Below are 24850 nucleotides of genomic sequence, written 5' to 3'. Positions count from 1 at the left end.
AGGAGAAAAGGAGGGCTAGCAAATGCTACTTGAACTAAGCGGGATATCAAAGCATTTTGGTGGGATTGTGGCAGTCAAGGATATAGGGTTTGGAGTAAAAGAAGGAAGTATCCTGGCTCTGATCGGTCCCAACGGGGCAGGAAAAACTACCCTCTTCAATATTATTACTGGGGCTCTTCCACCGGAGGCAGGTTCAGTAACCATCAATGGCCGGGAAATTGTCGGACTAAAACCCTTCGAGATTGCCTCGGCAGGCATCACCAGAACCTTTCAAAACCTGCAACTTTTCGGCAGCATGACGGTCTTGGAAAATGTTATGGCCGGGGCATATCTAAGAAGTAAAAAAGGATTTGTTCGCTCATTTTTATCCTTTCCTGGAACTTGTCGTGAAGAAAAAAAGATCCGGGAAGAATCTCTGATCTTACTTGAAGAAATTGGGCTGGCGGAAACCGCCGGACTGCCGGCTACTCAGTTACCCTTTGGTAAGCAAAGACTTTTAGAAATAGCCAGAGCTCTGGCCTCTAAGCCAGCCCTGGTACTCCTTGATGAACCTGCGGCAGGCTTGAATCCCTCGGAAACAGAGGCCCTGACAGACTATTTAAAAAAACTCAAAACAAAAGGTACAGCCATGATCCTGATAGAACATGATATGCAAACCGTGATGGAAGCCGCGGATAGGATTGTCGTTTTAAATTTTGGTCAAATGATCGCGGAAGGAACACCGGCAGAAATTCAGGCTCACCCTGAAGTGATTAAAGCATATCTCGGAGAGGATGAAAAGATTGCTTAGCATTAAAAACTTAGGTGTTTATCACGGCTATGTTCAGGCCATCAACAATCTCTCTTTAGAAGCCAAGGAGGGGGAATTGCTGGTTATCTTAGGAGCGAATGGGGCAGGCAAAAGTACCCTTCTTGGAACGATAGCAGGGCTGTACCGACCCTCAGCGGGAGAGATTATCTTGAAGAATAACTCCATTACCGGACAAAAACCGAATCAGGTAGTCAAGCAAGGAATTAGCCTTGTGCCGGAAAAAAGAGAAATATTTAGCTCCTTGAGTGTCCTGGATAATCTCATGTTGGGTGCTTTTCATCGTTATAGGAAAGACAAGAGCGAATTGATGAATGATGTGAAAGAAATCATGGAGCTTTTTCCAGCTTTAAAAGGGAGAGAGAGGGATCAGGCAGGCAGTTTAAGCGGTGGTTTGCAGCAAATGTTAGCTATTGGCAGAGGGTTAATGTCCCGTCCGACCCTCCTAATGCTTGATGAACCCTCCATCGGTCTAGCCCCATTAGTCGTTCGAGAGATAATGTCCATTCTGGTTCAATTAAAAAAGAAAGGGGTTACGATTATCCTCGTAGAACAGAATACTAAATCGGCCCTAAAAGTAGCGGACAGTGTCTTAGTAATGGAAAGAGGAGGGATAACCCATAGCGGTAATTCTTCAGATATCATTGCTGACTCCTTGATACAAGAGGCATACTTGGGGAAAGCGCATACTAATTAATTTCACTTTTATCAGAAAAAGCAATAGACAGGGCACTTAATATAGGTGTCCTGTCTATTGCTTTTTCTAAACTATGCGTTTTCTCAACACTAAACTGTATACTAAATGATCCAATCTCAAATAAACTGTTTACTTTATAGACTCACTGTACACTAAAAATCGCTTACTCTAGAGAGCTTGTGTTAATTTTCCTTTCGTAGAGAAAAGACTTTTGTAGATAGAGTTGGATTTATCGTGACGCGGGTTAAGGTTCGCCCATTTAAAATTCTGATACAAGGATTGATGGCATATCACTTGCAATATTAATAAATTCACTCTTTAAATACAAAGTAGACTTGAATTATACAAGTATTTTAAAATCAAACAATTTATGCAATACCACTAAGGGATCACATTGTTAATTTTGGTATCAAAGAAAGGCTGAATGAGAATGAAAAGAATACTCATTGCAAACAGAGGTGAGATTGCAATCAGAATCGCTCGAGCAGCGTCAGATCTTAATATTCCTACAGTAGCGGTGTATTCGGTTGATGACTCTAAATCACTACATATTCGCTCAGCGGATCAAGCCTGTGTTTTAAAAGGTACTGGGGCTGCTGCATACCTTAATCAAGAGCAAATCATCGCTATTGCCAGAGAGACAGGGTGTGATGCTATACATCCCGGGTATGGATTTTTGAGCGAAAACAGTGCCTTTGCAAGTGCATGTGAAAAAGCGGGGATGAAGTTTATTGGTCCACGTCCGGATGTATTGAAATTATTTGGTAATAAAGTTGAAGCCCGGTTATTGGCGGAAAGGTGTGGTATCCCTTTGCTTCCGGGTACTGTTGGGGCAACCAGCCTTGAGGAAGTCAAAGATTTTTTCTTGTCACTTGGGCGAGGTGCCGCCGTCATGATTAAAGCAGTAACAGGCGGAGGAGGACGAGGTATGAGAGCAGTTTACGATCTCTCAGATCTTGGTCCGTCTTATGCCTTATGCCAATCTGAAGCACAAAGAGCATATGGGCTGGGCGAGGTTTATGTTGAGCAGCTTTTACCCAAGGCACGTCATATTGAAGTTCAAGTTATTGGAGACGGAAAAAAGGTCATACATCTGGGTGAACGCGATTGCACAATCCAGCGTTGTAATCAGAAGCTTATTGAGATAGCCCCTTGTCCGACACTTTCCCAAGAACTTCGAGAAAAGATCACCGATGCAGCCCTAAGTTTGGCGAGGGAGGTCGGTTATGATAGTCTTGGAACCTTTGAATTCCTAGTCGATGATAACGCTCCGGACAAAGTCGCATTTGCGTTTATGGAGGCGAATCCCAGACTTCAGGTAGAGCACACTGTAACTGAAGAGATTACAGGAGTTGACCTAGTTAGTTCGCAGATAGAGATAGCAGCCGGCAAATCTCTGGAAGACCTGAACTTGAGTGAAAATGCTGCTCAGCCTCGCTTCTATTCAATGCAGTTGCGCATTAATATGGAAACCATTGATGCTGCCGGTAGTGCTCAGCTAATGGGTGGTAAGATTGAAATCTATGAGGTACCAACAGGACCAGGAATTCGAGTTGACGGTTACGGTTATAGTGGTTATTCGACCAATCCATCATTCGATTCGTTGCTGGCTAAAATAATCATTTCCTCTCGATCCTTCCGTTACGAAGACCTTATTGCCAAAGCCTATCGTGCTCTGAGTGAGTTCCGAATAGAGGGAGTGAAAACAAATATCCCATTTCTGCTCAGTCTTCTACGTAGACCGGAGGTTGCAGAAAATAACTTGCACACTCGCTTTATTGAAGAAAATGCAATTCACCTAATATCTTCGATTCAAGTACAGAAATCAGACTTATTTGGCAAAAATCTAGAATCAGATGAAAATATTGCTGAAGCCCAAAAAGTTCAGGTGATACCGGAAGGAACAGTTCCCATAAGAACCCCCATGATGGGGGTGATCGCCAACATCAACGTGTCTCCGGGAGATTCGCTGGCAATAGGACAGACGATTGCTATTGTTGAGGCGATGAAGATGGAGTATGAAATCAAGGCTCAGAAAAGCGGATACGTAGATACTGTTTGTTTAAACCCCCATGATATCGTCTCAGAAGGAGATGTTATTCTTTTCATCTTAGAAGCAGAGGTCTCAGATGTCACTAAGATAAAGGATAAAGATGTTGATCTTAATATTCATCGTCCTGATCTTGCAGAGGTGGTTCTTCGACATTCCTTTGGGCAGGATGAAAATAGAAGGGAAGAGGTGACACGACGGCATAATAAAGGCATGCGTACCGCCCGTGAGAACATCCAAGACCTATGTGATCCAAACAGCTTTATTGAGTATGGTGCACTCACCGTTGCGGCACAACGGGGGCGGAGAACGCTAGACGAACTGATTAAAAAGACTCCGAGCGATGGACTGGTTGGAGGCTTTGGCACTATAAATGGTTCTCTTTTTGCAGAAGATAAGTCTCGTTGCCTAGTTATGTCCTATGACTACACTGTCCTGGCCGGTACACAGGGAGTGATGAATCACAAAAAGATGGATCGTCTGCTCAAGGTTGCCCATGAATGGCAATTGCCTACTGTCTTATTCGCTGAAGGCGGAGGAGGAAGGCCTGGTGACGTGGATGCTAACCTGGTAACTAGTCTGGATATCACAACATTTAGTAGGTTCGCCGGTTTAAGTGGTAAGGCTCCCTTAGTAGGGATTGTTGCAGGATATTGTTTTGCAGGGAATGCTGCTTTGCTCGGCTGCTGTGATGTAATAATTGCTACTGAGAATTCAAACATTGGGATGGGTGGACCGGCTATGATCGAAGGTGGAGGACTTGGAGTCGTAAAGCCTGAGGAGATTGGTCCTATCGATGTGCAGACGAGAAACGGGGTAGTTGATATATCGGTTACTAATGAAATGGAGGCAGTAGCCGTAGCAAAAAAATATCTTTCATTTTTTCAGGGCTCTATTGCCCAGTGGGAGGCAGCAGACCAGCGCTTACTACGCCAATTAATTCCAGAAAATCGGCTGCGTGTTTACGACGTAAGGGGAATAATCAATGTTCTTGCCGACACAGGGTCTGTACTGGAATTGAGGCCACAGTTCGGTCAGAGTATAATCACTGCCCTTATAAGAATAGATGGCAAGGCCTTTGGCCTGATTGCCAATAATCCCGAGCACGGTGCAGGAGCTATTAAAGCTCAGGATGCAGATAAAGCAGCTCGCTTTTTGCAGCTTTGCAATGCTCATGGTCTCCCGATCTTATCTTTAGTAGATACCCCAGGATTCATGGTGGGCCCGGTTATAGAAAGTGAGGCTCAGGTGCGGCATGTATGTCGCATGTTTGTGATAGGATCACATTTGAATGTACCCTTCTTTACCGTCGTAATGCGGAAAGGGTATGGACTTGGAGCAATGGCCATGTCCGCTGGTAGCTTTCAAGATTCCTTCTTTACAGCTTCTTGGCCTTCCGGAGAATTTGGAGCAATGGGAATCGAAGGAGCCGTTAAGCATGCCTACAGAAAGGAACTTGAGTCTATTAAAAACCCAAAAGAGCGTGAGGCTGCCTACCAACAGTATATTCAAGAGTCTTATGAGAAAGGAAATGCAATTAATGTAGCTTCTTATCTGGAAATTGATTCAGTAATTGATCCGGCAGATACACGTAGATGGGTCATGAGGGGACTAAAATCAATTCCTCCTAATCATAAGAAGAAGGTTCAGTTGTATATAGATACTTGGTAATATAAAGACCTCATGTAAGATAATACCTCGTGGCATTAAAGGAACTAACATCCTCGTATCAAGCACTAAATGGAGCACAAATTCGTCGAGATATGTTAACTGAGGTAACTTAGGAATATCATCTCAGTTTAAAAAAATATTTTTTTGGGTCTTCTTTAAAAGTAAGTGATATGGTATAATAAGTGTCGAACAGTTTTGCGGGTGTAGCTCAATGGTAGAGCACTAGCCTTCCAAGCTAGCTACGTGAGTTCGATTCTCATCACCCGCTCCATTAAGCTATGATACTTTATTTTTAGATATAGATACTAACGCCGTGTTGCGGAGGGTTTGCCTCCACTACACGGCGTTTCTTTTTGTTAATTGATTTTAATCAATTTGTATTTTTTTAAGAAAATATGTATGAGAGTTGACCATTGACAAATACTAATTTAAGCCTATGATCAAAAAAGCATTTTGAGGAGGTTCTTTGTGTGGCTAAGAAAATGAAGACAATGGATGGAAATCAGGCTGCTGCAGAGGCATCGTATGCCCTGACTGAAGTTGCAACCATCTTCCCGATCACCCCATCTTCGCCTATGGCTGAAGGAGTTGACGAATGGGCGGCTCATGGCAAAAAAAATATCTTTGACCAACCGGTAAGAGTAGTTGAGATGCAATCTGAGTCTGGGGCCTCAGCCGCCTTGCACGGTTCTCTTCAAGCCGGGGCTTTGACAACAACTTATACCGCTTCTCAAGGCTTACTGCTTATGATTCCAGAAATGTATAAAATGGCAGGAAATCTCGTTCCGGCAGTTTTTCACGTCAGCGCCAGAGCTTTAGCAGCTCATGCCTTATCCATTTTCGGAGATCATCAAGATATTAATGCTGCTCGCCAAACCGGGTTTACAATGATCTGTTCAAATAATGTTCAAGAAGCAATGGATTTAGGGTTTGTTGCCCATCTCGCGGCCATTAAATCGCGAGTTCCGGTCTTACACTTTTTTGATGGTTTCAGAACTTCTCACGAAGTACAAAAAATTGAGACCACAAGTTATGACGAAATTGCTAAACTTGTCGACTTCGAAAAGATCCAAGAATTTAGAGATCGGGCTTTGAATCCCAACCACCCTGTGCTTAGAGGTACCGCCCAAAATCCGGATATTTATTTCCAAGGACGGGAAGTATCTAACCCTTTCTTTGAGGCTGTTCCGGATATTGTCGAAGACTATTTTAAAGAGATTAAGAAAATAACCGGACGGGAATATCATCCCTTCCAATACTATGGTGACCCGGAAGCAGAGAATATTCTCGTCGCCATGGGTTCGGTTTGTAATACGATTGAAGAAACCATCGACTTCTTGGCTCAAAGAGGGGAGAAGGTAGGTTTAATTAAGGTACATTTATATCGCCCATTCTCTAAAAAGTACTTCTTCGATGTCCTGCCAAAATCAGTTAAAAAGATAGCCGTTTTAGATCGGACTAAGGAACCGGGTTCTACAGGTGAACCGCTCTACCTGGATTTGTTACAGATTTTTAACCATGAAACTACAAAACCATTAATTATCGGAGGTCGCTACGGCTTAGGATCTAGGGATACAACTCCTTCGCAGATCCTCGCTGCATATCAAAATCTGAAGAAGGCTCAGCCTAAAGATCGATTTACCATCGGTATTATCGATGATGTGAGCCATACCTCCTTACCGATCGAGGAGACCATTGATGCATCACCGGAGGGAACAATTCGTTGTAAATTCTGGGGACTGGGCTCTGATGGTACTGTTGGCGCGAATAAAAGCGCCATAAAAATTATTGGAGACAATACTGAACTGAATGTCCAAGGATACTTCGAATATGATAGTAAAAAGTCCGGTGGCACAACAATTTCGCACCTCCGTTTTGGCAAGGAGCTAATCAAATCATCATATCTGGTGTTTGATGCAGATTATATTGCTTGCCATAATAAGTCATTTATCTATCACTACGATATTTTAAAAGGATTAAAAAAAGGTGGAACCTTTGTCTTAAACTGTCCTTGGGAAGCTAAAGAATTAGAGGATCACCTGCCGGCTTATTTAAAGCGCTATATTGCCAAAAATAATATTAGTTTTTACACCATCGACGCCATAGCTATTGCGCGGGATATTGGACTTGGCGGACGCATCAACATGGTTATGCAGGCTGCATTCTTTAAATTGGCAAAAGTAATTCCTGTTGAGGAAGCAATTCAATACCTGAAAGACTCAATCGAGAAGGTCTATGGCAAAAAAGGCTCTAATATTGTTGAAATGAACTATAAGGCTGTCGATCGTGGAATTGAAGCCTTACATAAGGTAGAAGTTCCTGCTTCTTGGGCAGAGGTTCCTGATGAAGATATGCCCATTAAGGATGAACCGGATTTTGTTAAAAACATCCAAAGGCCTATGGCCCGCCATGAAGGTGAAGACTTGCCAACCAGTGCCTTTGTCGGAATAGAAGACGGTACTTTCCCCTTAAGTACAACACGTTACGAAAAACGCGGTATTGCAGTCTATATACCGGAATGGCAAATTGACAAGTGTATTCAGTGCAACCAGTGCGCTTATATCTGTCCCCATGCCACAATTCGCCCCTTCCTATTGGATGATAGTGAACTTGAAAAAGCACCGGATACCTTTAAAACTAAAAAGCCGATTGGCAAAGGACTCGATGGCTACCACTATCGAATTCAGGTTGCGCCTTTGGACTGTACCGGTTGCGGTAACTGTGCTGATATTTGCCCGGCCCCTGGCAAAGCCATCATTATGAAACCTGCTGATCATGAGATCGAAATGGAATCGGAAAACTGGGAATATGCCATTAAGAATGTAACTGAGAAACGCCATCTTATGGATGTTAAAACTCTAAAAGGAAGTCAATTCGCCCGGCCGCTGCTTGAGTTCCATGGAGCTTGCCCTGGCTGTGGAGAGACACCTTATGCCAGACTTATAACCCAGTTATACGGTGATAGAATGTTAATCGCCAATGCAACAGGGTGTTCTTCGATCTGGGGGGGGAGTGCACCATCTGTTCCGTATACGGTCAACGCGGAAGGAAAAGGACCTGCCTGGATGAATCCTCTCTTTGAAGATAATGCCGAGTTTGGCTATGGTATGTATTTAGGATCTAAGCAAATTAGAGCTAAGCTTGCGCATTTAATGCAACAAGGGTTAGAAAGTTCTCTCAGTGAAAAACTGAAAGAGGCCTTTAAGGAATGGCTTGATAACATGGAGGATGGAGAGGGATCGAAGAGAGCCTCTGCACATGTACTAGAGGCCATGAAAAATGAGGATGTCGCCGGTAATCCAATTCTCTCAGAAATCAAAGAAAAGAAAGATTATCTAATCAAACCCTCTGTCTGGATTTTCGGAGGAGATGGTTTTGCCTACGATATTGGCTATAATGGCCTGGATCATGTCATTGCTAGCGGGGATGATATCAATATCTTCATTATGGATACCGAGGTATACTCCAATACAGGTGGGCAATCCTCCAAAGCAACTCAAACTGCAGCCATTGCCAAATTCGCCGCAGCAGGTAAAAAAGTCCGTAAAAAAGACTTGGGTCTTATGGCGACGACCTATGGCTATGTCTATGTGGCTCAAATTGCTATGGGAGCTAATATGAATCAGACAATTAAAGCAATCGCTGAAGCGGAAAGCTATCCGGGACCGTCTATCATCATTGCTTATGCATCTTGTGTGAACCACGGAATTAAATCCGGAATGGGTACAAGCATCTTTGAGCAGAAGAAAGCGGTTGAATCAGGTTACTGGCATCTCTGGCGCTTTGACCCCCGGCTTAAAGGTCAAGGTAAGAACCCCTTTGTTCTGGATTCTAAAGAACCTACAGCTTCTTTCCAAGATTTTATAAAAGGGGAAATTCGTTATTCCTCGCTCATGAATGTGTTCCCAGATGTCGCTCAAGAGATGTTCGATGTGGCTGAAGGGCATGCTAAAGAAAAATATCAGACCTTAAAGCGTTTTGCAGAAATGCAGTATTGATCTAAAACCTCCTAAATATAGAAGGCATGTCGGAACAAGCCGGCATGCCTTTTTTTGGCGAGCGTGTAAGAGGGACGGTCCTTTTAACACAAAGTAATGTGTTAAAAGGACCGTCCCTCTTACACGCCAAATGACTCCCGATTATAAGTCGGGAGTCATTTTGGTCAGATTCTTCTTTCAGTTGTTAGGACAAGGAATTTGAATCAACCCATTCTTTAGCATTATGGACAGATTCTTCGCTGGGGATAGGGACATTGGATTCAGGTTTGGTTTTTTCGATATGCCCGCGCCAAGCAGCTGTGTCGTGTCTTTCAATAGGGTTTGCCAAGAACTTTTCCTTTGATTTATTTTCAGCCATTACAATACCTCCTTTAAGATTCATCTTATTATTCCCAATTTTTTATTCTCTAATTGTGATTAATCATTCTTCTAGGATTTTTATAGATTCTCTTCAGCAATGGGGAGTACTATAGAAATCTTAGTACCGATATCTTGTCTGCTCAGAACCTCCATGTGCCCGCCATGACGCTCTGTTATCCACTTGGCAATAGATAAGCCCAGTCCGGTTCCGCCGGTAGCTCTGGCTCGGGATTCGTCAGCCCGAAAGAACCTGTCAAAGATTTTCGGAACGGCATCCGAAGCAATACCAATTCCTTCATCTTGAACAGTTAGTCGAGCAAAGCCACCTGCTCCGGAAACCGAAACAGTAATCCGGTTTCCGGGAGGAGTATACTTAATAGCATTGTCAATCAAGATTCGCATCGCTTGTTTGATGAGGCCTTTATCTGCCTTAATAAAAACTGATGTAACACTGGAATTATATTCGTGTCCGCTGTCGATCATCTGGGTTTCGCGCAGTACTTCTAAAGCAAGAAGGGACAGCTCAAAATGATCTATTTGCAAAGCCATGGTGTTGTTGTCCCCTCGTGCCAGAAACAAGAGCTGTTCCACTAATCCCTTCATATTCGAAGTTTCTGCTTTAATGGCATCAATAGATTCCTGGAGAGCCTTTTCATCATTCTTTCCCCAGCGATCTAGCAGATTGGCATACCCCTGAATAACAGAAATGGGCGTTCTAAGTTCGTGAGAGGCATCAGATACAAAGCGAACTTGAGAACGATAGGATGCGTTGATTCTATCCAGCATATCGTTAATAGCTCCGGCGAGAGTCTTTAATTCACTCTGGGTATCGTTTACTGAGATTCTCGTATCCAGTCGGCTAACATTAATATCATCTAGTTTGCCTGCCAGAACTGCTAACTGTTGAGGAGTAAAAGTATCGTCTGTATTGAGGTTTTGTGCAGTTTCAGCTAATTCTTCTATAGGTCTGAGAGCCCTGCGGATGGTTCCTGCCCCTGAAGAAATGCTGACAAGCAGCATCAAAATCTCCAGAATCAGTAGTAAAACAAATATCCCTAAAAATATTATTAGGGTTTCTTTAAGGCTGATGGAAATAAGATAAGTGCGTCCGTCAGCATCGATTGTCACATTATAGAGAATACCCTCTGAGTGCCGCCAAGAGTCCATGCTTTCTGATTCTGGGATGTGCACACTTCTTGAGCCGGTGATAACGTCGTCGGGGAGAATTTTTTGAATGAAATTAGGAATTCTAAACCCTTCCTGTTCTTCTGTCAGGAGTGACACGCTGTAGCCTTGGACTTTAAGCCAGCTTTCGGTATCTTCAGTGGGAAGTCCGCTATGATTGAGCAATTGGGCAGCATTGGTGACAGTCATCTCGGTGCGCACAATTACTGCTGCCACCGACGCAAAGCAGAGAAATACATTAATTGTTAGGAATATAACAACTAAACGTAGAAAAAGTCTAATATTAAGCTTCCATACTAAGGAAAATCGTATTTTATTACCAATACCGTTAGTAGAAGTGCTCGACGGTTCATTTTTCATCTTTGATCACATATCCCACTCCTCTTACAGTATGAATTAACTTCGTATCAAACACCTCGTCAATTTTTCCACGCAGAAAACGAACGTAAACATCAACAGCATTGGTTTCTCCGGAAAAATCAAAGCCCCATACATTTTCAAGCAATGTTTCCCGAGAAATAACTAACCCTTTATTTTTCAAGAGATAGTGCAGGAGATCAAATTCACGTTTGGTTAAATCAATAGGTATGCCCATCATGGTAACTGTGCGGCGGCCAGTGTCTAATTGTAGACCGGAGGCAGACAACACCAATTCCTCAGGTATGCTTTTTCTAAGAGCTGTACGGATGCGGGCAAGAAGCTCCTCAATAGCAAAAGGTTTGGTGATATAATCACTTGCCCCGCTGTCTAGACCGGATACTTTATCCATGACACTGTCTCTGGCAGTTAGCATGATAATTGGAACTGAGGAAGTGCGGCGAATTCTACGCAGCACTTCCATGCCGCTTAGCTGAGGCAGCATAACATCAAGTAAAATGAGGTCGAACTCGCCGGTTTCAGCGAGTTCAAGCCCTGTTCGGCCATCGAAGGCCTTTTTTGTAGTATATCCCTCATAACCAAGCTCAAGCTCGACAAATCGGGCAATTTTTTCTTCATCCTCGATAATTAATATTTTCGAACTCATCAAAGCCCCGCCATTTCTCGTAGATTCTTTGACTATTTATTCATTGACTTTTTAAGATTCTCGGCAGCGTTTGCAGCACTATTCATCACCTGGTTGACTGTTCTTCCCTTAAAGTCCGGTCCGTGGAAGCGATAGCGAAAACCAAAGAAAAACCCAATTATCATAAGTGGAATAGTAATCCAGAAAGCGAATATCAGGAGTAAAGCAAGGACAGTGACGGGTAAAACTGCTTTGCTTTCCCCGCCCATTAGTACTTCTAAGGAATTAGCATTACCTCTCTGAATTAAGTTCAAACAAAATTGCCAAATCCCTTTCACAGTAGCCATAAAAGTCTTTCCGCTTTGATTAGTTTTATGCTTATCCCAGGAAGCGTCTTTGCAGGCTACAGCGCTAATATCTATTGTTTTATGACTGCTATAGTAACCTCCTCCAGTAGGCGGAGTTAGTTTTCCCAGTTTCTCTAAATAGATAATGGCCTCAAGCAAATCTCCGTTTGAAGCATCCAGAGCAGATTTAGCCTCATCGTAACTTATATTTCCCATTGAGCGTAGTTTTTCCACTTGTTCTAGGGTAGTCATTAATTTGTTCCTCCTAATGTTTTTTTGTTAAGTCAGATGACTATGAATTAATAATAACCAAAAAAACTTCAAGAAGAATTTGCTAATTATTAAAATATCATTAAAAAAATTCTATCCCATAATCCTTTTCGTTTCAATAGAAAAGAGCACTCTTTGGGACGCTGATTTATGCTATAATTATACGAATTAAATCGGAAGAGGTAGAGATAAATCCCATCTGAGACTAACTTCAGTGATCATTCAAACTGATTCCTCGGTTCTTTAGAGGTTCGTTAAATTTGGGATGAGAATGTAATAGAACAGTAATATATTATTGACAATAAGGATAGAATCTCTACTGATGCCGGTAGAATTAAGAGGAATTATTTAGGTTAGCATGGAGGGGAATCTATTGAATCAGTCAGCATTGGTCGTATTCAGTGGTGGACAAGATAGTACTACTTGCCTTTTTTGGGCAATGAAAACCTTTAAAAGAGTGGAAGCAGTCACCTTCAACTATAATCAAAGACATAAGAGTGAGATTGATTGTGCGAGGAAAATAGCTGAGGAGTTTAATATACCGCATATGGTAATAGATATGAGTTTACTTAACCAGCTGGCTCCGAATGCACTAACCAGAACTGAGTTGGAAATTAAGACCGGCGAAGACGGGCAGCCACCTACTACATTTGTGGACGGACGCAACTTATTGTTCCTTTCATTTGCAGCGGTTGTGGCAAAGCAAAAAGGTATTAAACATATTGTTACAGGCGTTTGTGAGACTGATTTTAGTGGTTACCCTGATTGTCGTGATATCTTTATAAAATCCTTGAATGTTACATTAAACTTAGCAATGGATTATTCCTTTGTCATAGATACGCCGTTGATGTGGATTGATAAGGCTGAGACTTGGGAATTGGCTGATCAATTAGGACACCTAGAATACGTGCAGAAGAATACATTAACTTGTTATAACGGGATTATGGGAGAAGGGTGTGGCGAGTGCCCTGCTTGTATGTTGCGAAATGCCGGACTGAAGAAATATTTAGATAAAAAAGAGCAGTCAAGTTGAGGCAGTCTCTTATTGTTAATGGTTTTTGCCTATTTAAGGCGTAAATGTTCTCGAAGGGTATTTTTGGTCATTGATTCTTTGGTTCTTGGGCTTTACAATTTGGCGATTGGCACCTTATAATTGGTGTTTAAGAAGTTATTTAGGATTCTTTGCGGAGTTCAATTTTCTCACGGATCTACTAAATGCTATAATAAAAGTATCTAAAAAAAATCCATGGATTCGTCTGCGCTCTTGAACAACTGTTTTTTATTCTGGGCATACATTGAAGTAGGAGGAGAACATTAGTGGCAGAAAAAAGCTTACCTTTTAACACGCAACAGTTAGAAACAATCATCGGAGAATACGGTTCCCCGTTTCATATTTATGACGAAGGGGCCATTCGAAAAAATGCCCGTAAATTGATAGATGCCTTCAGCTGGGCTCCGGAGTTCAAAGAGTACTTTGCGGTAAAAGCAACACCTAACCCTTATATCCTTAAAGTTTTAAGGGAGGAAGGGTTTGGAGCGGATTGCAGTTCCTTGGCAGAGCTTATATTAGCCGAAAAGGCTAGAATTTTTGATGAAAATATTATGTTTACATCCAATAATACACCTTTGAACGAGTATAATAAGGCCCTAGAATTAGGCGCAATTATAAATCTCGATGATTTCTCTCATATTGATTACTTAGACAAAAATGTGGGCTTACCAAAAATCTTATCATTTCGCTATAATCCCGGTCGACTTCGGGACGGTGGAAATGCGATTATCGGGAAGCCTGCTGATGCTAAATATGGCTTAACCAAGGATCAAATTTTTGAAGCATATCGTGTTGCCCAAGAAAAAGGGGTTGAACGCTTTGGGATCCACACGATGATTATATCTAACGAATTAGATGCTAAGTATTTTATTGAGACTGCCACAATGATGTTTAAGCTTATTGGAGAAATAAACGAGAAGTTAGGGATTAAAATAGAATTTGTTAATCTTGGCGGGGGTATTGGAATCCCTTATCGTCCAGAGCAAGAACCAGTAAACCTGGATGTTGTTAGTCAAGGGATTAAAAAGGCTTATGACAAATATATTATTGAAAAAGGATTAGATCCTTTAAAGATCGCTATGGAAAGCGGACGGATGATCTTGGGCCCTTATGGTTATTTAGTAACAAAGGTATTGCATAAGAAGGAAATCTACAAAAACTACGTAGGCGTAGATGCCTGTATGGCAAACTTAATGCGACCTGCTCTCTATGGCGCTTATCATCATATAACTGTTATGGGAAAAGAGGATTGGCCCTGTGACTATATTTACGATGTAACAGGGGGGCTTTGTGAGAACAACGACAAATTTGCCATAGACAGAGCTTTGCCCAGAATGGATGTTGATGATATCGTGGTTATTCATGATGCAGGTGCACATGGTCATGCTATGGGATTTAACTATAATGGTAAACTTCGCTCGGCTGAGTTACTTCTCAAGGAAGATGGCAGTGTCGAACTGATTCGACGGGCGGAGACCCTTGAGGATCTTTTTGCAACGTTGGATTTTGCAGGACTTGAAGATTAATAAGGTGGTCGCTCCCTTAAGACGATGGAGACTAAGTTAATCAGAAGCTAAAAACAAGATGGTTAAGCACATACGCTTAACCATCTTGTTTGTTAAATAATAGAGTTTTTCGGAGCTAGAAGTATTATGTTTAAATCTAGACCCTAAGTAAGCTAGATACATTTTATGAAACAACACGGGTGCAGTCTAATGTTTAATCTACATTTTTTTTAATAAATTTGCATGTATTGCTTCGTCACGAATGATATCTCCAATACTTGGGAAGTCAGAGACCAGTTGGGAATACCCCTCTACGGCCTTGAGTTCTCCTTTTTCTAGCAATTTAAGCGTAAATCGAGACCCTAGAATTTTGTACAGGTTAGTAACTACTATAGCCTTAAAATTTCTGGCCTGCAAAGTTTCATTGGTATATTTCTTTAGGATACTTGCATGTTTCCCTTCATCTGCGGCAATTCTCAGAAAGGTTTTTTTACTGGTTTTGTCGTCTACGGCTTCAGCCAATCTGCGATATACTATTACGGCATCCAGCTCTCCTTGCTGAGCTTTTATGAGCTGCACTCTCTTTTTTGCTGGGATTTCAGTGGACAGTGGGGTTTGCATTTTCAAAACTCTCCCTTTTAAATCATATAGAAAAAGCTCGGTTTGATATTAGTGCAAGCAAATATATATTAGTAATTATAATATAAATTTTATCAAGAACAAATATGCTTGTCAATTAATATTGATAATAATAAACTTAGTTTTTAAATACTAAATTAAGACTAAGGCTAAGACGGTTTTGATGAGGTTAGGTTCTGATAATTAGCAGGAATAGATGCTTTATTTGTCGAAAAGATAAGAAAACTTAAGGGAAGAAAAGAGATGTCGGTTTTTGAAAAGGAATTTTGTCAATAAATCTTTTAAACACAAATTAAGAGCTACCTATACAATGCTAATGTTTATTGTTCTAGTTTTATTATGTACTTTTTTATATTATCAAGTAGACAACATCATTAAACCCTTGATAAGTCATATCGGGTTACAGGTTGTTGATGGGGAAGCCCGATATCTTGGCGAAGGGTTTAATAACCAGGCAAATATGTTAGAGCAGCTTGCTAGTACAGAAACCTTTAAAAAAGGTCAATACCCAAGTGTTAAAAAAGAAATTGATAAGCAAATGAATCGAAATAATTTATGGTCAGCTATGAAATACAGGTGGGTAACTGGTGAAGAGTATGCCTCTAATCCCGATAATCTTAAGGATGCTGATTTTGCAAAGCAATTGTTAGCCGGGGATCAATTGACCTTGATCTCTAAACCGGTTTTTGATGAAAATGACGCAGAATATGTTACTTATATTGGGACAAAGGTAATGGATGAAGATGGTAATCTTAAGGGATCAATCATCATTAATATTCCCATCAAAAGATTAATGGGGTCATTTGTTGAAGAGAAAATGAGCAAATTTACTGAAATGTGGATTTTTGACTCAAACGGCAAAGCTATTATTAATCCTAATTTAGAAAAACCTTCGCCGTCTATTGAAAACTTTAAAGATCTAGTAACTTTACACTCTTCAGGAGAATTAAAAATTATCCAAGAAGATAGAGTCAATTATCTTATTTACGCTAAAATACCTAATTCTGAGGGTTTATATTTAGCAATTGGAATAGAACACAGTGAATCCTTAGAGGCAATGAGATTTTTATTATTCTTAATTATTGCCGGGGCAGTGGGGGCATGTCTCTTTATTTTCATTGCGGCTAATAAAATGACAACTGTAATGACAAAACCTTTGACTCGTATGGTGGAAATCATTCAACACTCTGACGGTACGAATCTTATTGAAATCCCCTATGACCTAAAAGCCAGCAAAGATGAAATCGGGATACTTGCCAATACCATTGATGAAATGGCTAGGAATATTCGTAACAATGTCCAGACCCTTAACAACGAAATTAAAGAACGACAGCGTGCTGAAGCTGAGTTAATACGTTTGAATGTGGAACTGGAGTGTCGGGTAAAAGACCGCACGCTAGCTTTGACAGAGGTCACTAATAATTTGGCTATTTCGGAAGATAGATTTAGAATTGCCATGGAAGCCTCACATATAGGGCTCTATGATTCAAATTGCAACAATAATGTTTTGGTGGTTAATGGAATATTTCTGAACTTAATCAATGCACCTGGGTATCAGCAGGGCCTCATCAAGGAGAGTGATTGGGTTCAGTTTAAAGGACAATTAGAGGATTATGTTTACGATAAAGATCTTTCCAATTTTACCCCGTTTCGGGAAGAGAACTTACCAATGATAGGCGAAGACTTTTATACTGAGGTGCGCTTAAAAGCAGACCCGAATATCTGGTTTTCCTTTATAGGACAAGTCATTGAACGAGATGGGGCGGGAAACGTACAAAGGTTCATAGGAGTGCTTCAAAATATCACAGAAAGAAAAAGGATAGAAGTAGAGCTAAAGGCTGCTATGGAAGAAGCCGAAGAAGCTAGTCAGGCAAAAAGTCAATTCCTTGCCAATATGAGTCATGAAATTAGAACACCCATGAATGCTATTATGGGACTGACCCATTTATTAAGACAATCGGATTTAAAGGACACTCAGAAGAGTTATGTTTTAAAGACTGAAGAAGCATCAAAAGCACTGCTGCGAATCATCAATGATATTTTAGATTTCTCAAAAATTGAGGCCGGGAAACTAGAAATAGAAATGATCCAGTTTAATTTAGATAAAGTTCTGGAGAATATATCAAATCTATATACAATTTCTGCAACTAATAAAGGGATAGATATAAATTTTGACAGAGGAGAAGCAGTACCGGAGGAGTTGATTGGTGATCCATTTCGCTTAGAACAAATTTTGTCAAATTTAATTACGAATGCTATAAAATTTACAGATCAGGGAGAGGTCAATGTTTCTGTTAGAGTTTTCGAAGAAACAGAGGACAAAGTTAAGCTGCATTTTAGGGTAGCGGATACAGGGATTGGAATTAAAGAGGAGCATATAGGAAAATTATTCTCAGCATTTACCCAGGCAGATGGCTCGACAACCAGAAAATATGGCGGGACCGGGCTTGGTTTAACCATTTCAAAACAATTAGTCGAACTAATGAATGGGGAGATTTGGGTCGAAAGTGTCTATGGAGAAGGTGCCAGCTTTGAAGTTCTTCTCCAATTTAAGAAGGACTCGGCTCTAATAAAACCTAACTTTGCAGACTATCCTGATTTACGAGGAAAAAAAGTACTAGTTGTCGATCACAATAAAACCTCACTTGTAATTCTTGAAAGAATGCTTTGCTCTTTCTCCTTAGAGGTAACAGCCCTGAATAATCCATTTGAAGCCATTGAACTGATGCATCAGATAGACTTTGATTTGCTTGTCTTAGATTATAATCTGCCTGATTTGTCGGGAATAGAGATGTATAAGAGGTTAGTAGCAAATACCGAAATTACTTTGCCGAAAACAATTTTTGTAAGTGCCGCCGGAAGAGAAAGCTATTATACTCAAGCAAATCAATTGGGAATCAAATATTTCTTGGTAAAGCCTATTAATCAATCTCTTATGTTTGATGCAGTCATGAATGCTTTAAAAGGGAGAGCCTGGAGTCAGGCGGGTAGGATACACAATGAAGAGGTTCGATCAAAGTTTCGAGAGGAACTGACAGGCAAACGACTGTTGCTAGTTGAAGATAACGAAATTAATCAACTAGTTGCGAAGGATATTCTAGAGCAAGCCGGTATCCATGTCAGCATTGCCGATAATGGTCAGGAAGCTATTAAATATGTTCATGCGAATAGATATGATGCTGTTTTAATGGATGTACAAATGCCTATTATGGATGGATATAGAGCCACAGAGATTCTAAGGGAAAGCTATTCAAGCGAGGAATTGCCTATTATAGCTATGACGGCCAATGCCCTTAGAGGGGATCGGGAAAAAAGCATCGAAGCAGGAATGAATGATTACATTTCCAAGCCTATCGAGCCTATATTATTGTTTGAAACCCTTGAAAAATGGTTGGTAAGTAAGACTACCAAAAGCCTTGGAACCCATGCTAATCAAAGGATGGAAATATTAGATTATGAAAGAACTCTGAGTCGACTGGGTAATAAACAGGAATTCTATTCCGGTTTATTAAAGAAATACTCGGATAGCTACAGCCACCTAGCCGAAGATCTTACGGCAATGAGGATGAATCATCAATATGAAGATGCGAAGCGATTGATTCACAGTCTTAAAAGTGTTAGCGGAAATATTGGGGCAATTAAGCTCAGTACTTTTATCATTCAATTAGAAGAAGACTATGAGTCCTACAAGGAACAAGATTTGGCGCAAAAGCTTGATGAACTATCTAAATTAAACTTAGAACTAACTGAGACTATTAACAAGATCCTTTCAATCAAGGATCCTAAGCAAAATCTGCTAAGTTCCCATTTTGATCTTGGCGATGCCTTATCAAAACTAGCCGAGGCTTTGGAAAAAGCTCGAGCTAAAGAAATAAAAGATATCATAAGTGAGCTTGGTTCTAATCCTCAAGAATTACCCTTTAGTACACAAATAAACGAAATAAAAAAACTAGTTAATCGCTACCGTTATAAAGAGGCTAAGGTTATGGTTAAAGAATTACTGAACCTGATCAAGGAGCAGAGCCATGAGTAAACAAAAGACTATCATGATAGTTGATGATACGGAAATGAATATTGATATTCTGGTTGAAGCACTCCAAGATGATTACGAATTGATTATTGCCATTAACGGGGTAGAGGCCATGGAACTCCTGGAAGGGCAGAAACCAGATTTAATTCTTCTTGATATTATGATGCCTGAGATGGATGGGTATGAAGTTTTACGGACAATTAAGAAGTCCCATGACTGGGAGAATATACCTGTTATTTTACTCTCTGCAATTACCGACAGTGATTCAAAGACCAAAGGATTTTCCTTAGGAGCAGTGGATTATGTTACTAAGCCCTTTGAAATTGTAGAAGTAAAAGCACGAGTTAGAACCCAACTAAAAATTGAAGAGGCCCGACTTTTCTTGGAAAATCAGAATCAGTATTTAGAAGAAAAGGTTAAGGAGAGAACGAAACTCCTGGAAAGAACAAACTCTGCCGCTATATACTGTCTTGCTGCAGTAGCAGAGACTAGGGATCCGGAAACTGGAGAACATATCAAAAGAACTCAAGGATACATCAAAGAATTGGCTTTAGAACTGCAAGGTATGGACAAATACAAAGGGATTCTAACCAACGACTATATTGAACTCTTATATCAATCAGCCCCCTTACATGATATTGGTAAAGTGGGGGTTCGGGACAGCATTCTCTTGAAACCAGGACGCTTAACTGAGGAAGAATTCGAAGAGATGAAGAAACACACAATTTATGGCGGGGAGTCACTAATGGTTGGAATCAAAGAATTAGGTGAGGATTCCTTCCTAACCCTAGCCAAAGAAATTGCGCTAACACACCATGAAAAATGGGACGGATCTGGATATCCTAGGGGCTTAGCCGGAATGGAAATTCCGATTTCAGGTAGACTAATGGCGGTCAGTGATGTGTATGATGCCTTGATAAGTAAGAGAGTCTATAAAAATGCCTTTACCCATGATGAAGCGAAAGAGATTATTCTGGAGGGCAGAGGAACACATTTTGATCCGGATATTGTAGATGCTTTTATAAGCAAAGAAGCAAAATTCATTGAGATCATGGAGAAATATTTGTCTTAAGGGAATAACATAAGGTGGATGAGTTAAAATATGGGATACAACGTAGCAGACATCATTGAAAAAGCAATCAATATTGCAGTTCGCCGAAGAGCTGTTTATGAAAAGATAGGTCAGGATAAGGCGGAAATCTTATCAATTAAAATATTGACTAAGGTTTTAAACAAAGAGGTTAATAAGACAATAGAGTATTACGAGACTTTATTAAACTTAGTCAATGATAGGGATTTTGAAGAAATAGATTTTTCAATTTATGATAAGATTTCTTTCTTGATAAATGACTTTAATAATCGTATTAATACTGAGAATGTAAAGAATGCACGAGAGTTATTGAACTTTTCCTTGGAAATGGAAAAAGCGGTATATTCCTTGTTCCTGGATATTCAAGGAAGATTTGTAAAGACCGGTGATGATGTTCGCACAAATACCTATCGAATACTAACAGATATGATTGAAAATAAAGCTAAGCATATTGAAATGTTGGAGCAACTTCGAGAGTAATTAATTACTGATTTTTAAGAGAGCTGCAGCTTGTATGGCGTTAGTAAGCATTTCTCTCCAAGATTGAAATTGAGTAGTCTTGGCTATATGGGCATCAATTTCCTGATCAGGAATAGAATCATAATCTTCTTCAGAATTAATCACGAATCCACCGGAGGCTAGTAATTCTTCGATTGATTTAAATTCCGTATACTGTCTCATAAATTCCGCTGGAAATAGGTCATTGAATGCAGTACCTGCTAAAACATCGGCTTTCTTTTGTAGATTGGATTCATTTTCTAAATCACTATAGTATTCCATAATAGCACCTCTCTTTTAAGTAGTAGTTAAGTTATGTTTCATCAAAACCTGATTCAAAGATTTGAGTAGATGTAGTATTCACCAATTTGACATTCATTAACAGGGAATATAGCAATGAGAGCCAGTCTGATAGGACTTCGGCTCTTTTATTTTTTCAAGTAATCTTTGCTCTAGTAAGACAACTAGGAAGGAATATTCAAAATAATGTGGAAAATTTAAATAGATCTTATTAAATAAGTTGGAGGAGGAAGAAAAGTTGGCCAAGTTAGAAAATAAAGTAGCAGTTGTCACAGGAGCGGCCCAAGGTATTGGTGCCGCTATCCTAAAGCGACTGCTGGAAGATGGTGCTGCTTCAGTAGTGGCCATCGACATTAACCAAGAGCAATTGGATCAAACTGCAAAAGAGTTAGATGCCAGTAGTGAGAAAGTCATTCCTATGAAATGTAATATCGCGGATAGGAATGAGGTAACTGATGTATTCAAGAAGATATATGAGAAACTAGGCAAAGTTGACATATTGATCAATAATGCAGGAATCACTAGAGATTCAATGTTTCATAAAATGCCCCAGGATCAATGGGATGCAGTCATATCTGTAAATCTCACCAGTGTATACAATTGTTGTCAGGCAGTGGTTGATAAAATGCGTAAACAGGAATATGGCAAGATAATAAACCTTTCCTCAACATCCGCCTGGGGTAATGTTGGACAGACAAACTATAGCGCATCAAAGGCAGGCCTGCTAGGCTTTACAAAATCTCTTGCTAAGGAACTTGCTGGTAAAAATATAACGGTTAATGCTATAGCTCCGGGATTCATTGACACAGAGATGACCAGAAGTATGCCAGAGGCGGCAAAATCAATGGCCCTTATGTTAATTCCGGCAGCCAGAGCGGGAAATCCAGCAGAAGTCGCTTCTGTAGTATCCTTCTTGGCTTCAGATGACTCGAGCTTTGTTACCGGTGAGTGTATCAAAGTTTGTGGGGGATTTTTAATGTAATCGACAGCTATTAATAAAAAAAACATGGTCAGGATTGTTGGGAAAAATCCTGACCATGTTCGTATAGGGATATATTCGTTAATTTAAGGGCGAATTCCTAATTCTATGGGTTCAACATAAGTTCAGGGATGCAGAGTCTAGACTATTCCAAATTCAGTCGCTTACTTAAAATGAAATTGGTTATTGCAAAGTAGGCTGAGCAGAGAAGAGCGTTGAAAATGATTCCGCCAGCCATTGCCAGATGAGCGATTCGCTGCATGCCAATAATATCATTGGCTGAGATATGAAGATTGGATAAATAAGTGGCTCCCGGGAACATGCCGAGAATTGTGAAAAAGATCTGGGTAAGGGTACTCAGGACAATGAAAGCTCCAAAGGTTGCTAACATTTTATGTCGATTGAAGAGGTGTCCGAGAGCGATTGAGGCATAGGTAATTAAAATGCCTGAAGCTAAGCTAATAAGAAGCATTATTATAATCTCAAAAGACCAAATATAGACTGATGAACCCAATTCTTGAATAGCACGTTGATAAAGTGCCGTAAATTCTGCTAAAAGATTTGTGAGATCTCCTTTTTTAAGAGCGATAACCAAACTCGAAATAAAGGCCGTAATTATACTGGCTACTATCCATAGCATTGACACCAGAAGTTTACTGACAATGTGCTGCCAGGGCTTTACAGGGAGTGTAAGCATTAAATAGCCTTCGTCAGAAAGCAGATTTTTGTAAAAACGCTGAATCATCATGATGAGGGTCATTACAAACATTCCTACCATAATAATGCCATAGATGACGATGCTTATCACTGCGGGGGTATCCCATGCTTCCGGACCGATTGAGGATAAGAACCTGGTGATAGTTGCAAAAATTAGCAGAGCAAGAAATAGGGGTAAGAATATTCTTCCGGTGGCCTTAACTTCATACTTCATAAGCTTGCCTAACATTTGAACACCTCCCTGAATAAACTGTCCACAGATTTCCCTTTTTCGTCTCGAATATCATCCACAGAAGAGGTCAAAACTACTTGCCCTTGATTTATAAAAATCACATAATCCAAGATATTTTCTATATCTGAAATCAGGTGGGTGGAGATAATCACTGTTGCTTTTTCATTGTAATTGCGAAGTATTGTTTGAAGAATATAATCTCTGGCAGCCGGATCAACTCCGCCTATAGGTTCATCCAATAGATAGAGTTCTGCTTCGCGGCTCATAACCAGAATTAACTGCACTTTTTCCTTCGTACCTTTGGACATGGTTTTTAGCCTGTCTTCAGGATTGATCTTGAGACTTTTTAACATATCGTAAGCCTTCTCAGGGTTGAAATTTTCATAGAAATCGGAGAACATCTCAATGAGTTGGTTTACACGCATCCAATCATTCAAATAAGTCCTTTCCGGAAGGTAGGATACGATTTTCTTAGTATCTACCCCCGGTTTCTTGCCTCCAATGAGAATTGTACCATTAGTAGGGGTTAAGAGTTCATTGGCAAGTTTGATGAGGGTGCTTTTTCCGCTGCCGTTTGGTCCCAGAAGCCCAACAATCTGCCCGCGTTCTACCTTTAAATTAACCTCAGATAATGCTTCTTTCTTGCCAAATTGTTTCGTTAGACCGCTGCATTCTAAAATCGCACTCATTTCTTCATCTCCTTTACCATGTTATCGATAATAGTTAAGATCTCCTTTTGTTCGAAACCCATCAACTGCATTTTTTCTAAGAAGTCCGAGATTTGCTCTTGAGCCAATTTAGTTTTCGCTTTCTCAATCATCCGTGCATCCTCCGTAATCGATCGACCGCTTGTGCGGTGAGTAATAATGAGGCCATCGTCCTCCATCTTCGCTAAAGCCCTTTGCATGGTATTGGGATTTACTGCGGCTTCTTGAGCCATATCCCGTACTGAAGGCAGTTTAGACCCCGGGGGGTATACACCGGAAAATATCATTAGCTCAATTTGTTCAATCAACTGGGTGTAAATAGGTCTGTCATTTTTTAATTCCCAGGGCATTAATATCACCTCTGTATTATTGTATTAACCTCTTAATACAATAATACATATTCAAATTATTGTCAAGGATTTTTGCCATTTTTTTGAATCAAAATTAATTAGTATTAGGATAAGAACTAAGCTGAAGCTCTAACGACGACAAAGCCTCTTGGCTATTGGCAATTTAGAATAAGATAAAGGGCAGTCTCAAAATAGAATATCATTCTATTTTGAGACTGCCCTTTGGAAAAAATATTTAGGGAGACTTGTGGACTTCTTGAGAGGATTTAGTCAATTAAATCTTCGTGCCGACTCGTTCACCCAGCAACACATAACTCTCATATCCGAGCTTTGTTTGTTCAACTATGTCTTCGTCAATTTTTA

19 protein-coding genes and 1 tRNA gene are annotated in these 24850 nt (G+C 40.4%); 11 read left to right on the top strand and 9 right to left on the bottom strand.

Annotated features, from left to right (window positions below; translation table 11 throughout):
- The first annotated feature begins 22 nt into the window (after nt 1-22).
- From DP73_RS12210 to nifJ, 5 genes are all read left to right on the top strand, one after another.
- Nucleotides 23-790, top strand: coding sequence for an ABC transporter ATP-binding protein (locus DP73_RS12210; RefSeq protein ID WP_034599816.1), 768 nt, complete (start codon nt 23-25; stop codon nt 788-790).
- Nucleotides 783-1505: an ABC transporter ATP-binding protein gene (locus tag DP73_RS12205; protein WP_034599813.1), complete on the top strand. Its 723-nt coding sequence runs from the start codon at nt 783-785 to the stop codon at nt 1503-1505. Before DP73_RS12210 ends, DP73_RS12205 begins: the two co-directional genes overlap by 8 nt.
- 430 nt (nt 1506-1935) lie before the next feature.
- Nucleotides 1936-5226 carry a carboxyl transferase domain-containing protein gene (locus DP73_RS12200; RefSeq protein ID WP_081963043.1) on the top strand — a complete coding sequence of 1097 codons (3291 nt, stop codon included), beginning with the start codon at nt 1936-1938 and terminating at the stop codon, nt 5224-5226.
- A gap of 197 nt (nt 5227-5423) precedes the next feature.
- Nucleotides 5424-5497 (top strand) — tRNA-Gly (locus DP73_RS12195).
- Nucleotides 5498-5696: 199 nt separating this feature from the next.
- Nucleotides 5697-9224, top strand: a complete 3528-nt coding sequence (nifJ, locus tag DP73_RS12190; protein WP_034599810.1) for a pyruvate:ferredoxin (flavodoxin) oxidoreductase — start codon at nt 5697-5699, stop codon at nt 9222-9224.
- Between the two features lie 184 nt (nt 9225-9408).
- Here nifJ and DP73_RS22625 read toward each other — a convergent pair whose 3' ends face one another.
- From DP73_RS22625 to DP73_RS12175, 4 genes are all read right to left on the bottom strand, one after another.
- Nucleotides 9409-9582, bottom strand: coding sequence for a DUF3787 domain-containing protein (locus DP73_RS22625; RefSeq protein ID WP_014904322.1), 174 nt, complete (start codon nt 9580-9582; stop codon nt 9409-9411).
- Nucleotides 9583-9662: 80 nt separating this feature from the next.
- Entirely contained in the window at nt 9663-11129 is a 1467-nt protein-coding gene (locus DP73_RS12185; RefSeq protein ID WP_034599808.1) for a HAMP domain-containing sensor histidine kinase, read from the bottom strand.
- Entirely contained in the window at nt 11119-11793 is a 675-nt protein-coding gene (locus DP73_RS12180; protein WP_034599807.1) for a response regulator transcription factor, read from the bottom strand. The genes DP73_RS12185 and DP73_RS12180 overlap by 11 nt, the downstream gene beginning before the upstream one ends.
- Before the next feature lie 32 nt (nt 11794-11825).
- Nucleotides 11826-12371 (bottom strand): hypothetical protein, encoded by a 546-nt coding sequence (locus DP73_RS12175; protein ID WP_034599806.1) that lies wholly within the window; start codon nt 12369-12371, stop codon nt 11826-11828.
- Between the two features lie 391 nt (nt 12372-12762).
- Between DP73_RS12175 and queC the strand changes: the two genes are divergently transcribed.
- Together queC and lysA are read left to right on the top strand one after the other, a co-directional pair.
- A complete protein-coding gene (queC, locus tag DP73_RS12170) occupies nt 12763-13422 on the top strand; it encodes a 7-cyano-7-deazaguanine synthase QueC (protein WP_205623387.1) in 660 nt (219 codons plus the stop codon).
- Between the two features lie 284 nt (nt 13423-13706).
- Entirely contained in the window at nt 13707-14966 is a 1260-nt protein-coding gene (lysA, locus tag DP73_RS12165; protein ID WP_034599803.1) for a diaminopimelate decarboxylase, read from the top strand.
- Between the two features lie 198 nt (nt 14967-15164).
- Here the strand turns inward: lysA and DP73_RS12160 are convergent, their stop codons facing one another.
- Nucleotides 15165-15566: a ferritin family protein gene (locus DP73_RS12160; protein ID WP_052090634.1), complete on the bottom strand. Its 402-nt coding sequence runs from the start codon at nt 15564-15566 to the stop codon at nt 15165-15167.
- A gap of 271 nt (nt 15567-15837) precedes the next feature.
- On the opposite strand from DP73_RS12160, the gene DP73_RS12155 reads away from it, so the two are divergent.
- From DP73_RS12155 to DP73_RS12145, 3 genes are read left to right on the top strand one after another with little or no spacing between them, the layout of a single operon-like run.
- The gene (locus DP73_RS12155) at nt 15838-19617 is read left to right on the top strand and encodes a response regulator (protein WP_034599801.1); all 3780 of its coding nucleotides are present in this window, start codon (nt 15838-15840) and stop codon (nt 19615-19617) included.
- On the top strand, nt 19610-20686 hold the full coding sequence (locus DP73_RS12150; RefSeq protein WP_034599799.1) for an HD domain-containing phosphohydrolase: 1077 nt from the start codon (nt 19610-19612) through the stop codon (nt 20684-20686). Before DP73_RS12155 ends, DP73_RS12150 begins: the two co-directional genes overlap by 8 nt.
- Nucleotides 20687-20716: 30 nt before the next feature.
- Nucleotides 20717-21184, top strand: coding sequence for a hypothetical protein (locus tag DP73_RS12145; protein WP_034599797.1), 468 nt, complete (start codon nt 20717-20719; stop codon nt 21182-21184).
- Here DP73_RS12145 and DP73_RS12140 read toward each other — a convergent pair whose 3' ends face one another.
- A complete protein-coding gene (locus tag DP73_RS12140) occupies nt 21185-21484 on the bottom strand; it encodes a hypothetical protein (RefSeq protein WP_034599794.1) in 300 nt (99 codons plus the stop codon).
- 256 nt (nt 21485-21740) lie between these two features.
- Between DP73_RS12140 and fabG the strand changes: the two genes are divergently transcribed.
- On the top strand, nt 21741-22484 hold the full coding sequence (gene fabG, locus DP73_RS12135) for a 3-oxoacyl-ACP reductase FabG (protein ID WP_034599793.1): 744 nt from the start codon (nt 21741-21743) through the stop codon (nt 22482-22484).
- Between the two features lie 142 nt (nt 22485-22626).
- Here fabG and DP73_RS12130 read toward each other — a convergent pair whose 3' ends face one another.
- The 3 genes from DP73_RS12130 to DP73_RS12120 are packed head-to-tail and all read right to left on the bottom strand — an operon-like array spanning nt 22627 to nt 24487.
- On the bottom strand, nt 22627-23427 hold the full coding sequence (locus DP73_RS12130) for a membrane protein (protein ID WP_034599792.1): 801 nt from the start codon (nt 23425-23427) through the stop codon (nt 22627-22629).
- Entirely contained in the window at nt 23421-24119 is a 699-nt protein-coding gene (locus DP73_RS12125) for an ABC transporter ATP-binding protein (protein WP_034599791.1), read from the bottom strand. The genes DP73_RS12130 and DP73_RS12125 overlap by 7 nt, the downstream gene beginning before the upstream one ends.
- Nucleotides 24116-24487, bottom strand: a complete 372-nt coding sequence (locus DP73_RS12120; protein WP_034599789.1) for a GntR family transcriptional regulator — start codon at nt 24485-24487, stop codon at nt 24116-24118. Before DP73_RS12120 ends, DP73_RS12125 begins: the two co-directional genes overlap by 4 nt.
- Nucleotides 24488-24850: the final 363 nt, after the last annotated feature.

Origin of the sequence: Desulfosporosinus sp. HMP52 (assembly GCF_000765145.1) — a bacterium.
Taxonomy (GTDB): Bacteria; Bacillota; Desulfitobacteriia; order Desulfitobacteriales; family Desulfitobacteriaceae; genus Desulfosporosinus.
The sequence above is the reverse complement of the archived record's forward strand: the minus strand, read 5'-3'. Positions and strand labels throughout refer to the sequence as shown.

Excerpts from the sequence above, each read along its gene's own strand:
- DP73_RS12210 (WP_034599816.1), top strand. The coding sequence starts at position 23 with ATGCTACTTGAACTAAGCGGGATATCAAAGCATTTTGGTGGGATTGTG.
- DP73_RS12200 (WP_081963043.1), top strand. The coding sequence starts at position 1,936 with ATGAAAAGAATACTCATTGCAAACAGAGGTGAGATTGCAATCAGAATC.
- DP73_RS22625 (WP_014904322.1), bottom strand. The coding sequence starts at position 9,582 with ATGGCTGAAAATAAATCAAAGGAAAAGTTCTTGGCAAACCCTATTGAA.
- DP73_RS12185 (WP_034599808.1), bottom strand. The coding sequence starts at position 11,129 with ATGAAAAATGAACCGTCGAGCACTTCTACTAACGGTATTGGTAATAAA.
- DP73_RS12180 (WP_034599807.1), bottom strand. The coding sequence starts at position 11,793 with ATGAGTTCGAAAATATTAATTATCGAGGATGAAGAAAAAATTGCCCGA.
- DP73_RS12175 (WP_034599806.1), bottom strand. The coding sequence starts at position 12,371 with ATGACTACCCTAGAACAAGTGGAAAAACTACGCTCAATGGGAAATATA.
- DP73_RS12160 (WP_052090634.1), bottom strand. The coding sequence starts at position 15,566 with ATGCAAACCCCACTGTCCACTGAAATCCCAGCAAAAAAGAGAGTGCAG.
- DP73_RS12150 (WP_034599799.1), top strand. The coding sequence starts at position 19,610 with ATGAGTAAACAAAAGACTATCATGATAGTTGATGATACGGAAATGAAT.
- DP73_RS12145 (WP_034599797.1), top strand. The coding sequence starts at position 20,717 with ATGGGATACAACGTAGCAGACATCATTGAAAAAGCAATCAATATTGCA.
- DP73_RS12140 (WP_034599794.1), bottom strand. The coding sequence starts at position 21,484 with ATGGAATACTATAGTGATTTAGAAAATGAATCCAATCTACAAAAGAAA.
- DP73_RS12130 (WP_034599792.1), bottom strand. The coding sequence starts at position 23,427 with ATGTTAGGCAAGCTTATGAAGTATGAAGTTAAGGCCACCGGAAGAATA.
- DP73_RS12125 (WP_034599791.1), bottom strand. The coding sequence starts at position 24,119 with ATGAGTGCGATTTTAGAATGCAGCGGTCTAACGAAACAATTTGGCAAG.
- DP73_RS12120 (WP_034599789.1), bottom strand. The coding sequence starts at position 24,487 with ATGCCCTGGGAATTAAAAAATGACAGACCTATTTACACCCAGTTGATT.